This is a genomic window from Methylorubrum podarium (genome assembly GCF_022179745.1).
GTDB lineage: Bacteria > Pseudomonadota > Alphaproteobacteria > Rhizobiales > Beijerinckiaceae > Methylobacterium > Methylobacterium podarium.
Genome location: NZ_BPRD01000182.1, coordinates 19,637 through 40,382 on the forward strand (window position 1 = coordinate 19,637; position 20,746 = coordinate 40,382).

The window sequence follows — 20,746 nt, forward strand, 5'->3', positions numbered from 1 at the left end:
CCCGCACAACGGGACGTGAGACTTAAGGCGCTGAGCGACTCCGGATGCACATCGTCGACCGTCGGCTCAATCCAGGTGGGAAGAGCCTCCCGAACCGCCAGCGCTTCCTGCGCCGGGTCAAGGACGTCGCGCAGCGCGCGGTTCGGGAATCCGCCCGCGAGAAGGACATCAAGGATCTCGGCAAGGACGGGCGCATCTCCGTGCCGGGCGACGGGGTGCGCGAGCCGCGCTTCTCCCGCCAGCCGGGCACGGGGCATCAGGACTACATCCTGCCCGGCAACAAGACCTACGTGGAGGGCGACCGCATCGAGCGCCCGCCGGGCGGCGGGGGCGGCGGCGGCGCGGGCGAGGGCGGCGAGGGCTCGGAGAACAGCGAGGACGCCTTCCACTTCGTCCTGACGCGGGAAGAGTTCCTCGACCTTTTCCTCGAAGACCTCGAACTGCCCGACCTCGCCAAGCGCCGTCTCGCCGTGGTGGAGACGGAGGGCCTGCGCCGGGCCGGCTACACCGTCTCGGGTTCGCCGGCGAACCTCGCGCTCTCGCGGACGCTGCGCAACTCGATGTCCCGGCGCATCGCCCTCAAGCGGCCGAAGCTGGAGGAGGTCGCCGCGCTGGAGGCGGAGATCGCCGAGGCCGAGGCCGCCAACGACCCGCGCCTGCCCGACCTGACGCTCAAGCTGCTGGAGCTGCGCGAGCGCTCCAAGCGCATCCCCTACGTCGATCCGATCGACCTGCGCTTCCGCCGCTTCGAGCCCTATCCGAAGCCGATCGCCCAGGCCGTGATGTTCTGCCTGATGGACGTCTCGGGCTCGATGACCGAGCACATGAAGGACCTGGCCAAGCGCTTCTACATCCTGCTGCACATCTTCCTGACGCGCCGCTACAAGCACGTCGAGATCGTCTTCATCCGCCACACCGACAAGGCGACGGAGGTGGACGAGGAGACCTTCTTCGGATCCCGCGAGACCGGCGGCACGCTGGTCTCCTCGGCGCTGGTCGAGATGAAGCGCGTCGTCAACGAGCGCTACTCGCCGGACGACTGGAACATCTACGCGGCGCAGGCGTCGGACGGCGACAACGTCTCCTCCGACGGGCCGACCTCCACGGAGCTCCTGCGCAGCCACATCCTGCCCGCCTGCCAGCACTTCGCCTATCTCGAAGTCGGCGACGAGAACGGCCCCCGCGCCGGCTTCGTCGAGCACCGCACCACCCTGTGGCGGACCTACGAGGCGCTGGCCAAGGCCGGCGAGCCGCTCGCCATGCGCAAGGTGAACCACCGCCGCGACATCTACCCCGTGTTCCGCGAGCTGTTCGGCCGCAAGAACGCGAAGGCGGAGGCGTGAGAAGCTTTCCCCTCCCCGCAGGGGGGAGGGGAGACAGCGTCGAGAAGGATTCTCGCATGGTCGCGAGCCTGAGCCGCACGAAGTCCACCGCCCCGAAGCCGGGCGAGTTGCTGTTTTCCGGCAACGACTGGGATTTCGAGACGATCCGGCGCATCCACGACGCCTGCGAGGCGGTCGCCGGGCCGGAACTCGGCCTGTCGTGGTACCCGAACCAGATCGAGATCATCACCGCCGAGCAGATGCTCGACGCCTATGCCTCGATCGGCATGCCGCTGTTCTACAAGCACTGGTCCTTCGGCAAGCACTTCGCCCAGCACGAGGCGAGCTACCGCCGCGGCCTGATGGGGCTCGCCTACGAGATCGTCATCAACTCCGATCCGTGCATCTCCTACGTCATGGAGGAGAACACGGCGACGATGCAGACGCTGGTGATCGCCCACGCCGCCTTCGGCCATAACCACTTCTTCAAGAACAACTATCTGTTCCGCCAGTGGACCGACGCGGAGGGCATCCTCGACTATCTCGACTTCGCCAAGGGCTACATCGCCCGCTGCGAGGAGCGCTACGGGCATCAGGCGGTGGAGCACGTCCTCGATGCCGCCCACGCCCTGATGAGCCAGGGCGTCCACCGCTACCCCCGCAAGAAGCGGCCGGACCTGGCGTCCGAACAGCGCCGGGAGCGCGAGCGCGAGGAGCACGGCGAGCAGATCTACAACGACCTCTGGCGCACCCTGCCGGCCAAGGCCGGCGGCCAGAAGGGCGACCCGGCGCTGGAGCGGCGGCGCGCCCTCCTGGAACTGCCCCAGGAGAACATCCTCTACTTCCTCGAGAAGGTGGCCCCGCGCCTGCGGCCCTGGCAGCGCGAGATTCTTCGGATTGTCCGTCTTGTCGCGCAGTACTTCTACCCGCAGCGCCAGACCAAGGTGATGAACGAGGGCTGCGCCACCTACTGCCACTACCGGATCATGAACGCGCTCTCGCAGAAGGGGCAGCTCAGCGAGGCGGCCTATCTCGAGTTCCTCACCTCGCACACCAACGTCATCCGCCAGCCGAACTTCGACGACCGCTCCTTCGGCGGCCACAACCCCTACGCCCTGGGCTTCGCCATGATGCAGGACATCGCCCGCATCGTGGAGCAGCCGACCCAGGAGGACCGCGACTGGTTCCCCGACATCGCCGGCACCGGCGACGCCATGGCGGTCCTGCGCGATTGCTGGGAGAATTATCGCGACGAGAGCTTCATCGCGCAGTTCCTGAGCCCGAAGCTCATGCGCGACATGCGCCTGTTCCACGTGGTGGACGATCCCGACGAGCCGGAGATGCGGGTCGAGGCGATCCACGACGAGCGCGGCTACCGCAAGATGCGCCGCTCGTTCGCCCGGCAATACGACGTGGCGTGGCTCGACCCCGATATCGAGGTGGTGGACGTCGATCTGGAGGGCGACCGCCGGCTCATCCTCCACCACAAGGCGCTCAACCGCATCACCCTGCAGCGGGAGGATGCGCGCCGGGTGCTGCAGCACCTCGCCGACCTCTGGGGCTACGACGCGGTGCTGAAGGAGGTCGATCCGGCAACCGGCGCGGTGCTGGTCGAGCACTCCGCGAGCGCGCGTCCGATCTTTTTCTGATCTCTTGGAGCGTTTGCTCCGCCACTCTTCTCCAACCCTCACCCTCATCCTGAGGTGGCGGCGCGCAGCGTCGCCCTCGAAGGATCTTCCAGGGATCGCGCGGGAACGGGAGGATCCTTCGAGGCCCGCTGCCGCGGGCACCTCAGGATGAGGTGGTGGATGGGGAGCAGTGCGTGAAATCAGGGCTCAGAGCGACAGGATCGCGGCCCCCGCGTCGCGCGCCCGCGCGGTGAAGCGCACCCGGCCCCCCTCCAGCACGGCGTCGCCGCCGGCGACCAGGGCGAGCGCCGCCGGGTAGAGCCGGTGCTCCTGCACGATCACCCGGGCGCTCAGCGTGTCGGCGTCGTCGCCGGGCAGAACCGGCACGGCGGCCTGGGCCACGATCGGCCCGGCATCGAGCTCCGGCACGACGTAGTGCACGGTGCAGCCGTGCAGGCGCATGCCCGCGTCCAGCGCCCGCTCGTGGGTGTGCGTGCCCTTGAACAGCGGCAGCAGCGAGGGGTGGATGTTGATCATCCGCCCCGCCCAGGCTTCCACGAAGGCGTCGGTGAGGATGCGCATGAAGCCGGCGAGCACGATCAGCTCGATCCCGGCGGCGTCCAGCTCCGCCTGGAGCGCGGCGTCGAAGGCCGCCCGGTCCGGGAACGCCTTATGGTCGATGGCGCGGGCCGGGATGCCGGCCTCCCGCGCCCGGGCGAGGCCGGCGGCGTCCGGGCGGTTCGAGAGCACGAGCACGATCTCGGCCGGATAATCGGACGCGCGCGCCGCCTCGATCAGCGAGACCATGTTCGAGCCGCGCCCCGAGATCAGGATCGCGACGCGTTTCTTTTCGGGCCGCGCGCTCACAACGCCAGCCGCCCCTCGAACGTCACGGCCTCCGCCCCGCGCTCGGTGATGCGCCCGAGCCGGACCGGGGCCTCGCCGGCCTCGGTCAGCGCGTCCGCCACGGCATCCGCCGCGTCGGCGGCGGCGACCACCACCATGCCGATGCCGCAGTTGAAGGTGCGCAGCATCTCCGCCTCCGCGACGCCGCCCTCGCGCGCGAGCCAGCCGAAGACCGGCGGTACGGGAACCGCGGAGAGGTCGATCGCGATGCCGACGCCGTCGGGCAGGACGCGAGGGAGGTTGTCGGGGAAGCCGCCGCCGGTGATGTGGGCGAGCGCCTTGATGCCGCCGGCCCGCTTCAGGGCGGCGAGCAGCGGCTTCACGTAGATCCGGGTCGGCTCCAGCAGCGCCTCGCCGAGGCTGCGGCCGGGGGCGAAGGGCGCGTCGGCGTCGTAGCCGAGCCCGGTCTTGGCCACGATCCGCCGCACCAGCGAGAAGCCGTTCGAGTGGACGCCCGAGGAGGGCAGGCCGAGCACCACGTCGCCGGGCAGGATGCCGGGGCGCGGCAGCAGCGTGCCGCGCTCGGCCGCGCCCACCGAGAAGCCGGCGAGGTCGTAGTCGGCGCCGTCGTAGAGGCCCGGCATCTCGGCGGTCTCGCCGCCGATCAGCGCGCAGCCCGCCTGCCGGCACCCTTCGGCGATGCCGCGCACGATGTCGGCGCCGACGCCGGGCACGAGCTTGCCGGTGGCGTAGTAGTCGAGGAAGAACAGGGGTTCCGCGCCCTGCACGATGATGTCGTTGACGCACATCGCCACGAGATCGATGCCGATCGTGTGGTGGCGCCCGGTCTCGATGGCGATCTTCACCTTGGTGCCGACGCCGTCGTTGGCGGCGACCAGGATCGCATCCTTGAAGCCGGCCGCCTTGAGATCGAACAACCCGCCGAAGCCGCCGATCTCGGCGTCGGCGCCCGGCCTGCGGGTGGCGCGCACCAGCGGCTTGATCGTCTCGACGAGCGCGTTGCCCGCGTCGATATCGACGCCGGCCTGCGCGTAGGTGAGTCCGTTTCCGTCCTGCGCCGTCATCGCCGCCCCGTGGTCCGGTCTGTGGTGGTTTCGCCGATCATGCGGAAACCCGCTGCCACATCGCGGCGCGGTTGGCCACTGGTCCGGGCGCAGGCGGCGCGTTCGGGCACAGCTTCAAGCCGCGCCGCGGCCGAAAAGCGCCTCGAACAGGGTGGCCGAGCGCTCCAGCCCCTCCGGCGTCAACTGCACCGACCGCGCCTTGTTGACGGGGTCGAAGATCAGGCCCTGGGCGTGAAGGCGGCCCAGCACGTCCCAGGAATGCTCCTTCCAGGCGCGGTCGCCGTCGTGGAGCGTGAGGCGAAGCAGGGCCAGAACCGCGGCGTCGATCCGGTCGGTGTCCTCTGTGTCCATGGCGTCGGGTCTCCGTCGAAGGCGGGCTTTCATCGAACGCCCTTCCGCCGCCCGCGGCAAGGTCCGCCTTGACCGGGCGTGCCACGCTTCCCACTCTCCCCGCCGGACGGACTCGGAAGGGGAAGACGCCTCGATGCGCAGCAGAGCAATCATCGGGCTGTCGATTCTCGCGGTCCTCGTCTTCCTGCTCTACGAGCTGCGCGAGGTGATGCTGCCCTTCGTGGCGGGTCTGGCGCTCGCCTACCTGCTCGATCCGCTGGCCGACCGGCTGGAGCGGCTCGGCCTCGGCCGGCTCGCCGCGACCCTGCTGATCCTGGCGGGCTTCGTCGTCGGGCTCGTGGTGGTGCTCATCATCGTCGTGCCGCTCGCCGCCGGGCAGGTCGCCTCCCTCGTCAACGCCCTGCCGACCATGGTCGGGCGGCTGCAGGGCATCCTCGTGGAGCGGGCCGGCCCGCTCCTCCAGCGTGTCGGCGGCTCGGAAGTCGTCAGCGAGCTGCAATCCTCCGTCGGCACCCTGGTGGGGCAGGGCGGGGCGTGGTTCCTGGCTTTCCTCAAGTCGCTCTGGACCGGGAGCCAGGCGCTGGTCTCCATCGCTTCCCTGCTCGTCGTCACGCCGGTCGTCGCCTTCTACGTGCTGCACGATTGGGACCGGATGATCGCCACCCTCGACGGCTGGGTGCCCCCGCGCCACCGCCCGACCGCGCGGCGGCTCGCGGGCGAGATCGACGGGGCGGTGACCGGCTTCGTGCGCGGGCAGAGCCTCGTCTGCCTGATCCTCGGCTCGTTCTACGCGGTCGGCCTGTTCCTGGTCGGGCTGAACTTCGGCGTGTTGATCGGGATGATCTCGGGCTTTCTCACCTTCATCCCCTATGTCGGCACGCTCACCGGCTTCATGCTCTCCGTCGGCGTCGCCCTGGTGCAGTGGTGGCCATCGGGCGACTGGCTCCATATCGGCCTCACCGTCGGCGTGTTCCTCGTCGGGCAGTTCCTGGAGGGCAACGTGATCTCGCCCAAGCTGGTGGGCGACTCCGTCGGCCTCCACCCGGTCTGGCTGATGTTCGCGCTCTTGGCCTTCGGCTCGCTGTTCGGCTTCCTCGGGCTGCTGCTGGCCGTGCCGGTCGCCGCCTCCATCGGCGTCGTCGTCCGCTTCGGCATCGAGCGCTATCTCGAGAGCAAGCTCTACCGGGGCGACGGACCCGTGCTGATCGGGGATTCCGGGAGCCCCTCGCTGCCCGCCCGCGATTGATCGCGCGAGGCGGTGTATGGTGGTCACCATGCGCGACAACGCCCCCCCGAAGCAGCTCGCCTTCGACCTGCCGCTCGACCCGCGCTACGGCGCGGAGGATTTTCTGGTCAGCCCCTCGAACGAGGAGGCCTACGCCCTGATCGAGGCGTGGCCCGATTGGCCCGACACCGTGCTGCTGCTCCGCGGCCCGCCCGGCAGCGGCAAGAGCCATCTCGCCTCGATCTGGGCGACGCGGGCGCAGGCCTGGACGGTCTCCGCCGCCGAGGTCTCCGGGAGCAACGTCTCCCACCTCGTCTCCAACGGCGCCCTCGTGATCGAGGACGTGGACCGGGAGGCCGGCCGCGACGAGGCGGCCCTGTTCCACCTACTGAACCTCGCCCGCGAGCGGCGCTTTCCCGTGCTGCTCACCGCCTGCGGCCCGGTGGACGGCTTCGGCCTCAAGGTCGCCGACCTGCGCTCGCGGCTGCGGCTCGCGCCCGGCGCCGAGATCGGCCCGCCGGACGACGCGCTCCTGAAGGCGGTCATCGTCAAGCTGTTCGCCGACCGACAGCTCGGCATCGACACCTCGGTGGTCGATGCCCTGGCGCTGCGCATCGACCGCTCGCTCGCCCGCGTCCGCGAGGTCGTGGCCGAACTCGACCGCGACGCGCTGGGCCGTCGGCGGCGCATCACCCGGCCGCTGGCGCTGGCCGTCCTCGATCGGATGGAGCAGAACCCGAATCGCTCGGCGGCAGAGATCGATGACGAGGAATAGGGAGGTTCAGGCCCTGATGTCGTCACCGAGTTGATGGACGGCCTCCAGCAAGATCGCCTTGCCGGTAAGATTCATGATGGCCAATCCCAGACTCAGCGCACGGACCTTGCCGTTCATGTTCGGGTCGTCGACGAGTTCCTTGAGCTGAAGCGCGAACTGCCGCTGGACCTCCGGCGAGAGCCGTCGCAGACTTGCGAAGCACAGCGTCGGCAGCGATTTCGATGCCTTGACGAAGTCGACGTTCTGCATGACCTCGGTCATGTCCTTCAGGCGCCTGTTGCCGATGACGCGATCGACCGCCTCGTCGATGACATCGAGGAGGATGTCGATGATGATGGCAGGTCCGACCGAGATCTCGCCGTCCTGCGTCTTGATCTTGAACAGCGAGGATCGAAAGAATGCCGCGGCGCCGAAGCCTGCCGTGAGGACCAGCCAGATCGTTTCAGGCTGCTTGATCAATGCTCCGCCGGCGTCGAAGGTGTAACCAAGCCATTGCGGGCGGAGGTAGTCGATCACGATAAGCGCGAACACCGATAGAAGCCCGTTCAGGAATAGATATCCGAGGCTCGGTGCCGTCGCGAGTGCGCGGAAACGATAGTCGCTGTGCCGGGAGACGAGTTCGGCGATCCCGACGAGGACCCCGAATATGAAGACAAGGATGAAGGGCATCGTTGTCATGCGATCTTGTCCCGCGGCATCCCTCGCGCTCGCGGGAGTCTAGCACGACTTTGAGTTGATTACAGGGCAATTTGCAGATTTCGATTGAAACGGCGCGGTTCGGTCTTGAACGCGGGAGCCGTGATGGTCCGCCAACGGGCCGATTGAATCCAGAAGCCGAGACCCGGACGAAATCTCAGGAGCCCGAGCGATCACCGTGGCGACCGTCCCCTTCCCTTCGGCTCGCTCATAGGATCGATCGCGTAAAATGATGCACGCCGATGCGTGTCGCGATCAGGACGCTACCGTGAGAAGGCTCGGCCCAGAGGAGTCAGCGTCGCCAGCGATTCTCCATGATTGTCCGTTACTTCAAAAAGGCCTTTCTGCTTGCCCTCGACGACCGCGGAGAAAATGCGGCTGCCATCGAAGTCGAGAGATTTCACGATGTCCGCGACCGGCTTCTTGTCACCGCTGGCAGCAATGTCTTTGACGACGTGCATGAGAACGTCCGTGCTGACCTGCTGATCGATCGAGCGGTTGCTTTCCTTCTCAAGATTATTGAATGTGTTGAGAAAGGTCCCAAAAGTGTTGCGTGATGAACGCATATGCGCCTCCCCAAGGTGGAAGCTGAGATAATGCTTGTCCTCGAATGTAAGGCGACGGCTGACACCTGTCACTAGGACCCTTTCCTTTTCGGCTGCCATAGCGCCAAAATGCGGGGTGACGCTTCGCTCGGCCGGTTCGCGGCGGTGTCACGGAACTGTCAAATTGGGCGGCAGGCCCCGTGCTAGGGAGCCGGACCGAAATCGAAGGGAGCCAGCGCGTTGTCGGAAGTGGAATCGGATGTGGTCGGCCGGGACACGGAGACGACCGAGGCCGAGGAGACCAGTCTCGCCACCGAGCGGGGCGTGCGCAGCGAATCCGCCCGCGCCCGCACCGCCCGCGCCGCCCGCATCCTCGCCGCGGAGAAGGCCGCCGAGAAGCCGACCGAGCCCGACGCCGCCAGCGAGAGCGATCCGGCGGAGGCCGCCCGCGAGCCGGTGCTTGAGGCCGGACGCTCCCTGCGGCACTCGCCCGAGCGCTTCGTGAACCGCGAGCTGTCCTGGCTCCAGTTCAACCGCCGGGTGCTGGAGGAATCCGCCAACCCGAACCATCCGCTGCTGGAGCAGCTGCGCTTTCTCTCGATCTCGGCCAACAACCTCGACGAGTTCTTCATGGTGCGCGTCGCCGGCCTGCACGATCAGGTCCGCGCCGGCCTCGTCGTGCCCTCGCAGGACGGCCTGACCCCGGCGGAGCAGCTGTCGCGCATCGGCAGCGAGGTCTCGCGGCTGGCCCTCGACCAGCAGGAGCGCTGGCGGGCGCTGCGGGAGGAGCTGAACGCCAGCGGCATCCACCTCGCCGACCCGGCCGAACTGTCGGACGAGCACCTCGCCTGGCTCGACGACTACTTCCTGTCCTACATCTTCCCGGTGCTGACGCCGCTCGCCATCGACCCGGCGCATCCCTTCCCGTTCATCCCCAATCTCGGCTTCACCGTCGCGCTGATGATGGTGCGCCCCCGCGACGGGCGGACCTTGCGCGCGCTGATCCGCCTGCCGTCCCTGCTCGACCGCTTCGTGCGCCTGCCGGACGTCGCTGGCGACGGCACCGCCCGCTTCGTCGCCATCGAGCAGGTGATCGCGAAATACGCGAGCCGGCTCTTCCCCGGCTACTCGCTGAAAGGGCAGGGCGCCTTCCGCGTCGTGCGCGATTCCGATCTCGAGATCGAGGAGGAGGCGGAGGATCTCGTCCTGCACTTCGAATCGGCGATCAAGCGCCGCCGCCGCGGCGTCGTCATCCGCCTGGAGATCGAGGCGGGCATGACCGAGGATCTGCGCGCCTTCGTCGCCGACGAGCTGGAGATCGCCCCCGATTCCATCTTCGTGGTCGAGGGGATGCTGGCGCTCAACGAACTGTCGCAGATCGTCGGGATCGACCGGCCCGACCTCAAGTTCAAGCCCTACAATCCGCGCTTCCCCGAGCGGATCCGCGAATCGGGCGGCGACGTCTTCGCCGCGATCCGGCAGAAGGACTTCATCGTCCACCACCCCTACGAATCGTTCGACTCGGTGGTGCAGTTCCTCGGGCAGGCCGCCCGCGACCCGAACGTGGTGGCGATCAAGCAGACGCTCTACCGCACCTCCTCCAACTCGCCGATCGTCGCCGCCTTGGCGGAGGCCGCGGAGGCCGGCAAGTCGGTGACCGCGCTGGTCGAGCTGAAGGCCCGGTTCGACGAGGAGGCCAATATCCGCTGGGCGCGCAACCTCGAGAAGGCGGGCGCGCAGGTGGTGTTCGGCTTCGTCGAGCTGAAGACGCACGCCAAGCTGTCGATGGTGGTGCGCCGCGAGGGCGACCGCCTCGTCACCTACTGCCACGTCGGCACCGGCAACTATCATCCGATCACCGCGCGGATCTACACCGACCTCTCCTTCTTCACCGCCGACCCGGCCATCGCCCGCGACGTGTCGCGCATCTTCAACTTCATCACCGGCTATGCCGAGCCGGCGGAGCTGGAGCGCATGGCGGTCTCGCCGCTGACGCTGAAGCCGCGCCTGCTCCAGCACATCGAGGAGGAGATCGCCCACGCCAAGGCCGGGCGCCCGGCGGCGATCTGGATCAAGTGCAACTCGCTGGTCGATCCGCAGATCATCGACGCGCTCTACGACGCGAGCCAGGAGGGCGTGCAGATCGACTGCATCGTGCGCGGCATCTGCTGCCTGCGGCCGGGGATCCCCGGCCTGTCCGACACGATCCGGGTGAAGTCGATCGTCGGGCGCTTCCTCGAGCACGAGCGCGTCTACGCCTTCGGCAACGGCGCCGGGCTGCCGCACCCGAAGGCCACCGTCTACATCTCCTCAGCCGACCTGATGCAGCGCAACCTCGACCGGCGGGTCGAGGCGCTGTTGCCGATCACCAACCCGACTGTGCATCAGCAGGTGCTGGACCAGATCATGCTGGCCAACCTGCTCGACAACCGGCAGAGCTGGCGTGTACTGGCATCGGGCGCGAGCGAGCGGATCAGCCCCGCGGAAGGGGAGGAGCCGTTCAACGCGCACAAGTACTTCATGACGAATCCGAGCCTGTCCGGGCGCGGCAAGTCGTCGAAGAAATCGAGCCCGCGGGCCCTCAGTCGCCGCGCCCAGCGGTCCTGATCGCGGTGCCGGCCTCGCGGCCCCGAACGATCGTGAGCGTCCCGTCCGCGGGGCGCCTCCCTGACATGGGGGCTGCATGGGTCCGACACGTCCTCACCTGACGCTCGCCCACTCCGTCGAACGCCCGGCTCCGGTGATCACTGGCATGACGTTCGATCCCGTCGCGATCATCGATATCGGCTCGAACTCGGTGCGGCTCGTCGCCTATGACGGGCTCCAGCGCGCCTCGACGCCGCTCTACAACGAGAAAGTCCTGTGCGGCCTCGGCCGCAGCGTCTTCTCCACGGGCCGCCTCAACGAGGATTCCGTGCAGCGGGCGCTCATGGCCCTGCGCCGCTTCCGCGTCCTGTGCGACACGATGCGAGTCTCGCGCATCTTCGTCCTGGCCACCGCCGCCGCGCGCGACGCCGCCAACGGTCCGGCCTTCCTGGAGGCGGCGCGCGAGGCGCTTGGGCACGACATCCAGCTCCTCTCCGGCCGGCGCGAGGCGGAGCTGTCGGCGCTCGGCGTCGTCTCGGGCTTCTACGCGCCCGACGGCGTGGTCGGCGACCTCGGCGGCGGCTCCCTCGAACTCGTCGACGTCAACGGCACCACGGTCGGCCAGGGCGTGACCATGCCGCTCGGCGGGCTGGCGCTCCAGGATCTCTCCGAGGGCTCGCTCAAGAAGGCGCGCAAGATCGCCCGCGAGCATCTGAAGAAGGCCGAGCCGCAGCTCGACACCCTGCGCGGCCGCACCTTCTACGCCGTCGGCGGCACGTGGCGGGCGCTCGCCCGCCTGCACCAGGCCGCCCGCGAATACCCGCTCCACGTCATGCACGGCTACGCGGTCGAGCCGTCCGACGAACTGAGTTTCCTCGAAATGGTCGAGGCGACCGACGCGGCGACCCTGCAAGAGGTCGAGACCATCTCCGAGGCGCGCCGGCCTCTGCTGGCCTTCGGCGCCGTCGTGCTCGAAGAGATCATCCGGCTGGGCCGGCCCCGCGAGATCGCCATCTCCGCCTTCGGCGTCCGCGAGGGCCTCCTGTTCGAGCAGCTCGACCGCGAGACCCGGGCCCTCGACCCGCTGATCGTCTCGGCGCAGGAACTCAACCTTCAGCGCGCCCGCTCCCCCGGCCACGGCGAGGAGCTGCGCGGCTGGACCGACCACTTCATCGCCAGCCTCGACGGTCCGGAGACCGCGGGCGAGCGCCGCCTGCGCCACGCCGCCTGCCTGCTCTCCGATATCGGCTGGCGGGCCCATCCCGACTATCGCGGCGAGCAGAGCCTCAACGTCATCGCCAACGCGGCCTTCGCCGGCATCGACCATCCGGGCCGGGCCTATCTCGCTCTGTCGGGCTATTTCCGCCACGAGGGCGTGGCCCCGGAGAAGGCGAGCCCGACCCTGCGCACCCTCGCCGGCCCCCGCCTGTTCGACCGCGCCCGCCTCGTCGGCGCGCTGATGCGGGTCGCCTTTCCGGTTTCGTGCGGCATGGCCGGCCCGCTCACCCGGATGCCGATCGCGGTGGAGGACGGCCGGGTGGTGCTGCGCCTGCCCGCCGACTGGGCCGACCTCAACGGCGAGCGCCTGCTGAGCCGCGTTCGCGGTCTGGGCCGCGTGATCGGCCTCGACGGGCGGATCGAGGTCGTCTGAGCCGGAACCGCTCGCGGCCCGCCCGGTCTCCGTCCCCTCAGCCCGACAGGCGCGTATGGGCGATCGCGATCTCCCGCTCGGCATCGGCCGTCAGGTAGGCGATGCGCGGCCCGTCGAGGTTGGCGTCGGCGATGCGCTGGCGCAGGTCGGCCTCGTACTTCTTCTCCTCGGCGCGCCGGGGCGGCGGCAGGAGGCGCAGCAGCATCGGGCTGGCGATCTCGCTGCGGATGAGACCGCGGTGGTTGGCGAGGCGCCGCAGGCTGCTGGCGAGGTCTTCCAGCTTCGATTCCGGCAGATATTGGCGGGCGGAGACGCGGGCTCTGCCGGATTGAGACATGGTGCGACCTCTCTGGGACAACAGGTCGAGGGATCGCATGCTGCTGGTTCGTTTTCCCTTGCGAAAGACCGTTAACGTTTCCCGCATCCTGGACCGCCGTCCCCGATCCGGGCTCGGCCGCGGATCGGGGTGCGGGAGTCGGGTGGGCCATGCGCCGACATCGCGGTTCCTGTTCCCCGCGCTGCCGACGCACCTGCAGCCGCTCGGCCCACTGAGCGTCACAGGAACGGCGCAGAGAACTGGTCCGCACCGCCCCGTCACTGCCGGCCCCGCCGCCACGCAGGCCCGAGAGGGCTCGCGAAACCGTCAGGCGCATCGGCCGCGGGGAGGGCCGATGTAGAGGTCCGCGCCGCCGCGGGCAACCGCGCCGTGACGCCGCTCCTCCGACGTCAGGTTCGCTTCCGCTTACCGCAGCGAGCCGCAGAAGCGCTGGATGCGGCGGCAGGCCTCCTCCAGGGTCTTGTTGGAGGTGGCGTAGGAGATGCGCAGGTTCGGGCCGAGGCCGAAGGCCGAGCCGTGGACCGCGGCGACGCCCTCGGCCTGCAGCAGCTCGGTGACGAAATCCTCGTCCGAGCCGATGGTCTTGCCCGTCTCGGTGGTCTTGCCGATCAGGTCGGCGCAGGACGGGTAGACGTAGAACGCGCCCTCCGGCGTCGGGCACTTGAGGCCGTTCGACTGGTTCAGCATCGAGACCACGAGGTCGCGCCGCTCCTGGAACGCCGCCTTGAAGCGGGCGAGGTGCTCCTGCGTGCCGTCCAGCGCCGCCACCGCCGCCCATTGCGAGATCGAGGAGGCGCCGGAGGTCTGCTGGCCCTGCACGAAGTCCATCGCCTTGATGAGCGGCTCCGGGCCGGCGGCGTAGCCGATGCGCCAGCCGGTCATGGCGTAGGCTTTCGAGACGCCGTTCATGGTGAGCGTGCGCTCGTAGAGGCCGGGCTCGACCTGGGCCGGGGTGACGAACTCGAAGTCGCCGTAGGTCAGGTGCTCGTACATGTCGTCGGTGAGCACCCAGACCTGCGGATGGCGCATCAGCACGTCGGTGATCTTCTTCATCTCGTCGCGGGTGTAGGCGGCGCCCGAGGGGTTCGACGGCGAGTTGAGGATGATCCACTTGGTCTTCCCCGTGATGACGCGCTCGAGCTCGTCCGGTTGGAGCTTGAAATCGTGCGCCATGTCGGTGTCGGCGAAGACCGGGGTGCCGCCGCACAGGATCACCATCTCCGGGTAGGACACCCAGTAGGGACGCGGGATCACCACCTCGTCGCCGGGATTCAGCGTGGCCAGCAGCGCGTTGTAGATGACGTGCTTGCCGCCGGTGCCGACGATGGTCTGCGAGACCTTGTAGTCGAGCCCGTTCTCGCGCTTGAACTTCTTGACGATCGCCTCGCGCAGCGGGTTGATGCCGGAGACGGGCGGGTACTTGGTCTCGCCGCGGCGGATCGCGTCGATCGCCGCCTCCTTGATGTGGTCGGGCGTATCGAAATCCGGCTCGCCGACCGAGAGGCTGATGACGTCGACGCCGGAGGCTTTGAGCTCTCGCGCCTTCTGGGTCATCGCGATGGTCGCGGACGGCTTCACCCGCGAGAGGGCGTCGGCGAGAAAGCCCATGGGAGATCTCCGAAAGGTCTTCGAGTGTCGGGCGGCCCGGACGATGATCCGGGCATCGCGGCCCTCGTAATCATGCGCCGGGGCACGGGCAAGCGCGGCGAGCGAAAGGCAATGTCCCGGTCCCGTTTCCGCGCGGCGGTTTCGCGGGCTCCGGCAGCCCCTGCCGCGCGGCCTGCAATTTTTCTCAAGCTGGAACGAAGAGTTTTTCAGGCGTACGCCGGCAAGGTTTTCGGGTATTGTCGTAGACGAGACGTGCAGTTTATTGCAGTGCGACAGCATACCGATGCACTGCAATGATAAGTGCATGCAGAATTCAGGCGGCCCTAAGCGGACGGAATCTGTCCGATCCTGCGGGGCCGGGCAACGATGATCCGGGCGGAAGCGGCGAGAGGCGGACCCTACCGCCCGGCCGGGCCAGGCAAGCGGAGGACGGCGGGACCTATGAAGAAGAACAAGGTCATCACGGCCGAGGAGGCGATCGCCCTCATCCGCGAGAACGATGTCCTGACGACCACGGGTTTCGTCCAGAGCTGCATCCCGGAAGCGTTGCACGCCGCCCTCGAGAAGCGCTTCGTCGAGACCGGCTCGCCCCGCGGCCTCACCCTGATCATGACCGCGGGCGCGGGCGACTCGAAGGGCCTCGGCACCGGCCGGCTGCACCATGACGGGCTGCTCTCGCGGGTCATCGCCGCCAATTTCGGGCGCATGCCGAAGGTGGCGCAGGCGGCCCAGGCCAACCGGATCCGCGGCTACAACCTGCCCCAGGGCGTGATCTCGCAGCTCTACCGCGCCTGCGCCGCCGGCCAGCCGGGCCTGTTCTCGAAGGTGGGCCTGAAGACCTACGTCGATCCGCGCCACGGCGGCGCCAAGGTCAACGAGCTGACGACGGAGGACATCGTCAAGCTCGTCGAGGTCGATGGCGAGGAGTGGCTGTTCTACACCGCCACCAAGATCGACGTGGCCTTCATCCGCGCCACCTCCGCCGACCCGTCGGGCAACCTCTCCTTCGAGAAGGAGGCGCTGACCCTCGACTGCCTCGCCCAGGCCATGGCCGCGCGCAACAACGGCGGCATCGTCATCGCCCAGGTCGAGCGCATCGTCGATGACGGCTACCTGCTGCCGAAGGACGTGCGGGTGCCCGGCATCCTCGTCGACGGCGTCGTGGTCGCCGAGCCCGAGATGCACCGCATGAACTACGGCGTGATGTACGACGCCGCGCTCGCGGGCGAGATCCGCGTCCCCGTCACCGGCATCAAGCGGATGGCGCTCAACGAGCGCAAGATCATCGCCCGGCGCGCCGCCTTCGAACTGCCGCCCAACGGCGTGGTCAACCTCGGCGTCGGCGCGCCCGAGGGCATCTCCTCCGTGGCGAACGAGGAGAAGATCACCCCCTACATCACGCTCACCACGGAGGCCGGCGCGGTCGGCGGCGTCCTGGCCTCGGGGTCGAGCTTCGGCGCGGCGACGAATGCCGACTGCATCATCGACCAGAACCAGATGTTCGACTTCTACGACGGCGGCGGTCTCGACATGACCTGCCTCGGCATGGCCGAGTGCGACGCGGCCGGCAACGTCAACACCTCGAAGTTCGGGGGCAAGCTCAACGGCTGCGGCGGCTTCATCAACATCTCGCAGAACGCCCGCTCGGTCGTCTTCGCCGGCACCTTCACCGCGGGCGGCCTGGAGATCGCCGTCCAGGACGGGCAGGTGAAGATCGTCCAGGAAGGCCGGGCCCGGAAGTTCGTTCGCCAAGTCCAGCAGAACACCTTCTCCGGCCCCTACGCGGTCGAGCGCTCGCAGCCGGTGATCTACGTGACCGAGCGCTGCGTCTTCCAGCTCACCAAGGACGGGCTCGAACTGATCGAGGTGGCGCCGGGCATCGACATCGAGCGCGACATCCTCGCCCACATGGATTTCGCCCCCGTGGTGCGCAATCCGGTGAGCATGGACGCGCGCATCTTCCGCGACGAGCCGATGGATCTGATCTCGGACCTGCTCAACCTGGATCTGAAGTCGCGCGTCAGCCTGGATGCCGAGCGCAACATCCTCTTCATCAACCTGGAGGGCTGGTACTGCCGGGTGAAGAGCGACATGGACGAGCTGCGCATGACCATCGTCGAGGCCTGCCGCAAGGCCGGCCAGCGGGTCAACGCGGTGATCAACCACGACGGGTTCCGGCTCAACGAGAACCTCTACGACGATTACGCCGGGATGATTCAGTATCTCCAGGCGAACTACTACGCGACGACGACCCGCTACGCGACGAGCGCCTTCCTGCGCCTGAAGATGGAAGAGGCCTTGACCAAGCGCGGCGTCGCCCCCCACGTTTTCGAGCGCAAGGAGGAGGCCCAGGCCTTCCTCGGCTCGACCGAGGACAAGAAGGCGAGGAAGATGATCTCGCCGGCGGTGGCTTCGGCGGCGTGAGCCGCCGGGCCGGCTATCGCCGTTCGGGCGGGACGGCTCTTGGTTCCGCCCCCGCCTGATACGGTTTCTGGCTGATCACCTCGGGCCGTGCCCCGTTCCGTCATCGCGAGGCGGAGCCGAAGCGATCCAGGGCGCGCCCTCTCCGGAAAAGTCACGCCCTGGATTGCCACGGCTTCGCCTCGCAATGACGGCGGATGGTGAAACCGAAGTAATCAACCAGAAACCGTATGAGGCGCCCGCGCCCGCCACGGGGTGAGCAGTCCCGCCGGAGAGTCGGGATCGAGCCCGAACGTGTCCGAGAGGGTAGCCTCGCGGCCCGCCGGTGTGCGGCCCAGGCTGTTGCGTGGCTCCGATCATTGCCGGCCACGCTGCCTTGCCATCCGCCTGCGTCTCTGCTAACGCCCCGCCCATCCCACACGCGGAGCCGGCCTCATGCCTGAATGAGGCGTTTCCGGTGGCTGGCCGATCGGCCGGCTGCTTCCTCCGCGGCGGTATCAACCGGAGAGAACAAAAGTCATGGCCGTCGATTTCTCTATGCGCCAGCTCCTCGAGGCCGGCGCCCATTTCGGGCACCAGTCGCACCGCTGGAACCCGAAGATGCAGCCCTACATCTTCGGCACCCGTAACAACATCCACATCATCGACCTCGCCCAGACGGTGCCGGCCCTGCACGCCGCCCTCCAGGCGGTGAGCGACACGGTCGCCCGCGGCGGTCGCGTGCTGTTCGTCGGCACCAAGCGCCAGGCGGCGGATGCCATCGCCGAGGCCGCCAAGCGCTCGGCCCAGTACTACGTCAACTCCCGCTGGCTCGGCGGCATGCTGACCAACTGGAAGACCATCTCCGGCTCGATCCAGCGCCTGCGCAAGGTCGATGAGACGCTCGAAGGCGGGGCCGTCGGCCTCACCAAGAAGGAGCGCCTCATGCTGACCCGCGAGAAGGAGAAGCTCGAGAAGGCGCTCGGCGGCATCAAGGACATGGGCGGCGTGCCCGACCTCCTGTTCGTGATCGACACCAACAAGGAGCAGCTCGCGATCAAGGAGGCCCAGCGCCTCGGCATCCCGGTCGCCGCCATCGTCGACACGAACTGCAACCCGGACGGCATCTCCTACATCGTCCCGGCCAACGACGACGCCGGCCGCGCCATCGCGCTGTACTGCGACCTGATCGCCCGCGCGGCGATCGAGGGCATCGGCCGCGGCCAGGGCGCGCTCGGCATCGATGTCGGCGCCTCCGAGGAGCCCACCGCCGAGGAGCTGCCGGCCAACGACGACGTCGTGGCCTCGGTGGCCTCCGACGCGATCGCTCCGGCCGACGTCGCGGCGCTCGCCGAGTCGACCGAGCATTTCGAGCAGCTCGCCGCCCCCCGCGGCGCGCCCGACGACCTGACCAAGCTGAACGGCGTCGGCCCGCAGCTCGTGCAGAAGCTCAACGATGCCGGCGTGTGGCACTACTGGCAGATCGCCGCCATGCAGCCCGACGACGTGGCCAAGCTCGACGCCGACCTGAAGCTCAACGGCCGCATCGCCCGCGACGGCTGGATCGAGCAGTCCCGCGCCTTCGTCGAGGCCGCCGCGGCGTAAGTTGCAACGCTCGCCGCCGGGATCTTCGGCCCGGCGGCCCGACCGTCATCTTTCTGCAAAGCCCGGTGCTTTCAACGAGCGCCGGGCTCATTCACTTCAAGACCTGCACTTCAAGACCCGCACTTCAGCCGTAAGAGGATCGCCATGGCCAACATCACCGCCGCACTCGTGAAGGAGCTTCGCGAAAAGACCGGCGCCGGCATGATGGATTGCAAGGGCGCGCTCAACGAGACCGACGGCGACCTCGAGGCAGCAGTCGATTGGTTGCGCAAAAAAGGTCTCGCCAAGGCCGCCAAGAAGGCCGGCCGCGTCGCGGCGGAAGGCCTCGTCGCCGCCGAGTCCGCCGGCCGGCACGCCGCGATCGTCGAGGTGAATTCCGAGACCGACTTCGTCGCCCGCAACGACAGCTTCCAGGCGTTCGCCCGCGAGGCCGCCAAGCTCGCGCTGAACACCGACGGCACCCTCGAAGGCCTCCAGGCCGCGACCTTCCCCGGCTCGTCCGAGACGGTCCAGGAGAAGCTCTCGAACCTCATCGCCACCATCGGCGAGAACATGACCCTGCGCCGCGTCGCCAAGCTCGAAGTGGGCAAGGGCGTGATCGCGTCCTACGTCCACGGCCAGATCAGCGAGGGGCTGGGCAAGATCGGCGTGCTCGTCGCGCTGGAATCCGAGGGCGACGTCGAGTTCCTCTCGACCCTGGGCCGCCAGATCGCCATGCACATCGCCGCGACGAGTCCGGTGGCGCTCGATGCCTCCGGCGTCGATCCGGCCGTGGTCGAGCGCGAGTCGAACATCCTGCGCGAGAAGAACGCCGGCAAGCCGGACCACGTGATGGCCAAGATCGTCGAGAGCGGCCTGAAGAGCTACTACAAGGAGGTCACCCTCCTGGAGCAGCCCTTCGTCCACGACGGCTCCAAGACCATCACCCAGGTGCTCAAGGAGGCCGCGGGCAAGGCCGGCGGCGAGGTCACGATCAAGGGCTTCATCCGCTACGCGCTGGGCGAGGGCATCGAGAAGGACGAGGGTCCGGACTTCGCCGCCGAAGTCGCGAGCATGTCGCGCTGAGGAGCGCCGCGCCGAAACGGATGCCGGTTCGGCGTCAGGGAGCGCGGCAAAGGACGGGATGAGGGCCGGTCGCGGCGCGCATCATCACCGATCCTCACAGGTCACCCGGCGGGGGGGCGGCGGCAGCGATGCCGCCGCCCCTCGACGTTTCGGCCCTCGTGTTGTTAGAAGCCGCGGCGCTATCAGCCCGAGCCGACGAGGATTCGATGCCGGAGACGACGCCCTACCGCCGAGTCCTCGTGAAGCTGTCCGGGGAGGCTCTGGCCGCCCCCGACGGATACTGGCTCCATCCGCCGATGCTGGCGGCGCTCGCCGAGGACATCGCCGCCACGGTCTCCCGCGGGATCCAGATCGCGCTCGTCGTCGGCGGCGGCAACCTGATCCGCGGCGCGCGCATCTCGCAGGCGGGCTGGATCGACCGGGCGACCGGCGACTCGCTCGGCATGATGGCGACCGTGATGAACTCGCTCGCCATCGAGACGGCGCTCAACGCCGCGGGCGTGCAGGCGCGCACCATGTCGGCGGTCTCGATGCCGACGATCTGCGAGACCTATGCCCGCCAGCCGGCGCTGCACCATCTCGACAAGGGCCAGGTGGTGGTGCTCGCGGGCGGCACCGGCAACCCGTACTTCACCACCGACACCGCCGCGGTCCTGCGCGCGGCGGAGCTGCGCTGCGACGCCGTGCTGAAGGCGACCCAGGTGGACGGCGTCTACTCCGCCGACCCGAAGCGCGATCCGGAGGCGGTCCGCTACGATTCGATCACCCACGACGAGGCCATCGCCCGCGATCTCAAGGTGATGGACACCGCCGCCTTCGCGCTCGCCCGCGAGAGCCGGCTCACCATCGTGGTGGGCTCGGTGCACGCGCCGAGCTCGGTCACCGCGATCCTGACGGGCGCCTCGGTCTCGACCCGCGTGGTGCCGTAGGAGGCCTTTCAGCTCCTACCCCATCCGCCCGATCGCTTCGGCCGCCGTCGCTCCGCTCCTCCCCTTTGTGGGGAGGAGGCAGGAGGTGGGGG

General features: G+C 68.6%; 17 protein-coding genes. 10 read left to right on the plus strand and 7 right to left on the minus strand.

Features of this window, described 5'->3' with window-relative positions:
* Positions 1-44 precede the first annotated feature (44 nt).
* Both MFF42_RS09800 and MFF42_RS09805 read left to right on the plus strand, forming a co-directional pair.
* Positions 45-1,343, plus strand: coding sequence for a YeaH/YhbH family protein (locus MFF42_RS09800; RefSeq protein WP_238255568.1), 1,299 nt, complete (start codon positions 45-47; stop codon positions 1,341-1,343).
* Positions 1,344-1,399: 56 nt separating this feature from the next.
* Positions 1,400-2,971: a SpoVR family protein gene (locus MFF42_RS09805; protein WP_238255569.1), complete on the plus strand. Its 1,572-nt coding sequence runs from the start codon at positions 1,400-1,402 to the stop codon at positions 2,969-2,971.
* 186 nt (positions 2,972-3,157) lie between these two features.
* On the opposite strand, the gene purN is transcribed toward MFF42_RS09805, so the two are convergent.
* From purN to MFF42_RS09820, 3 genes are all read right to left on the minus strand, one after another.
* The gene (gene purN / locus MFF42_RS09810; RefSeq protein WP_238255570.1) at positions 3,158-3,817 is read right to left on the minus strand and encodes a phosphoribosylglycinamide formyltransferase; all 660 of its coding nucleotides are present in this window, start codon (positions 3,815-3,817) and stop codon (positions 3,158-3,160) included.
* Positions 3,814-4,881 (minus strand): phosphoribosylformylglycinamidine cyclo-ligase, encoded by a 1,068-nt coding sequence (gene purM / locus MFF42_RS09815; RefSeq protein ID WP_238255571.1) that lies wholly within the window; start codon positions 4,879-4,881, stop codon positions 3,814-3,816. The genes purN and purM overlap by 4 nt, the downstream gene beginning before the upstream one ends.
* Positions 4,882-4,995: 114 nt before the next feature.
* Positions 4,996-5,232 (minus strand): DUF6429 family protein, encoded by a 237-nt coding sequence (locus tag MFF42_RS09820; RefSeq protein ID WP_238255572.1) that lies wholly within the window; start codon positions 5,230-5,232, stop codon positions 4,996-4,998.
* A 133-nt stretch (positions 5,233-5,365) separates the two neighbouring features.
* Between MFF42_RS09820 and MFF42_RS09825 the strand changes: the two genes are divergently transcribed.
* Together MFF42_RS09825 and MFF42_RS09830 are read left to right on the plus strand one after the other, a co-directional pair.
* A complete protein-coding gene (locus tag MFF42_RS09825; RefSeq protein ID WP_238255573.1) occupies positions 5,366-6,478 on the plus strand; it encodes an AI-2E family transporter in 1,113 nt (370 codons plus the stop codon).
* A gap of 28 nt (positions 6,479-6,506) precedes the next feature.
* Entirely contained in the window at positions 6,507-7,232 is a 726-nt protein-coding gene (locus MFF42_RS09830) for a P-loop NTPase family protein (RefSeq protein ID WP_238255586.1), read from the plus strand.
* Positions 7,233-7,238: 6 nt separating this feature from the next.
* Here MFF42_RS09830 and MFF42_RS09835 read toward each other — a convergent pair whose 3' ends face one another.
* Positions 7,239-7,901, minus strand: a complete 663-nt coding sequence (locus tag MFF42_RS09835) for a hypothetical protein (protein WP_238255574.1) — start codon at positions 7,899-7,901, stop codon at positions 7,239-7,241.
* A gap of 290 nt (positions 7,902-8,191) precedes the next feature.
* Complete coding sequence (locus MFF42_RS09840; protein ID WP_238255575.1) at positions 8,192-8,566, minus strand: hypothetical protein; 375 nt, start codon at positions 8,564-8,566, stop codon at positions 8,192-8,194.
* A 147-nt stretch (positions 8,567-8,713) separates the two neighbouring features.
* Here MFF42_RS09840 and MFF42_RS09845 point away from each other — a divergent pair, with 147 nt between their 5' ends.
* Positions 8,714-11,080, plus strand: coding sequence for an RNA degradosome polyphosphate kinase (locus MFF42_RS09845; RefSeq protein WP_238255576.1), 2,367 nt, complete (start codon positions 8,714-8,716; stop codon positions 11,078-11,080).
* A gap of 76 nt (positions 11,081-11,156) precedes the next feature.
* Positions 11,157-12,710 (plus strand): exopolyphosphatase, encoded by a 1,554-nt coding sequence (gene ppx / locus MFF42_RS09850; RefSeq protein ID WP_238255577.1) that lies wholly within the window; start codon positions 11,157-11,159, stop codon positions 12,708-12,710.
* Positions 12,711-12,747: 37 nt separating this feature from the next.
* Here the strand turns inward: ppx and MFF42_RS09855 are convergent, their stop codons facing one another.
* Positions 12,748-13,047, minus strand: coding sequence for a hypothetical protein (locus MFF42_RS09855; RefSeq protein ID WP_238255578.1), 300 nt, complete (start codon positions 13,045-13,047; stop codon positions 12,748-12,750).
* A 405-nt stretch (positions 13,048-13,452) separates the two neighbouring features.
* Entirely contained in the window at positions 13,453-14,655 is a 1,203-nt protein-coding gene (locus MFF42_RS09860) for a pyridoxal phosphate-dependent aminotransferase (RefSeq protein ID WP_238255579.1), read from the minus strand.
* 441 nt (positions 14,656-15,096) lie between these two features.
* Here MFF42_RS09860 and MFF42_RS09865 point away from each other — a divergent pair, with 441 nt between their 5' ends.
* The 4 genes from MFF42_RS09865 to pyrH all read left to right on the plus strand — a co-directional run bounded on the left by MFF42_RS09865 (position 15,097) and on the right by pyrH (position 20,654).
* Complete coding sequence (locus tag MFF42_RS09865) at positions 15,097-17,079, plus strand: acyl CoA:acetate/3-ketoacid CoA transferase (protein ID WP_238255580.1); 1,983 nt, start codon at positions 15,097-15,099, stop codon at positions 17,077-17,079.
* 516 nt (positions 17,080-17,595) lie between these two features.
* Complete coding sequence (locus MFF42_RS09870; protein WP_238255581.1) at positions 17,596-18,660, plus strand: 30S ribosomal protein S2; 1,065 nt, start codon at positions 17,596-17,598, stop codon at positions 18,658-18,660.
* A 144-nt stretch (positions 18,661-18,804) separates the two neighbouring features.
* A complete protein-coding gene (gene tsf, locus MFF42_RS09875; RefSeq protein ID WP_238255582.1) occupies positions 18,805-19,725 on the plus strand; it encodes a translation elongation factor Ts in 921 nt (306 codons plus the stop codon).
* Between the two features lie 206 nt (positions 19,726-19,931).
* Positions 19,932-20,654 (plus strand): UMP kinase, encoded by a 723-nt coding sequence (pyrH, locus tag MFF42_RS09880; RefSeq protein ID WP_238255583.1) that lies wholly within the window; start codon positions 19,932-19,934, stop codon positions 20,652-20,654.
* Positions 20,655-20,746 lie beyond the last annotated feature (92 nt).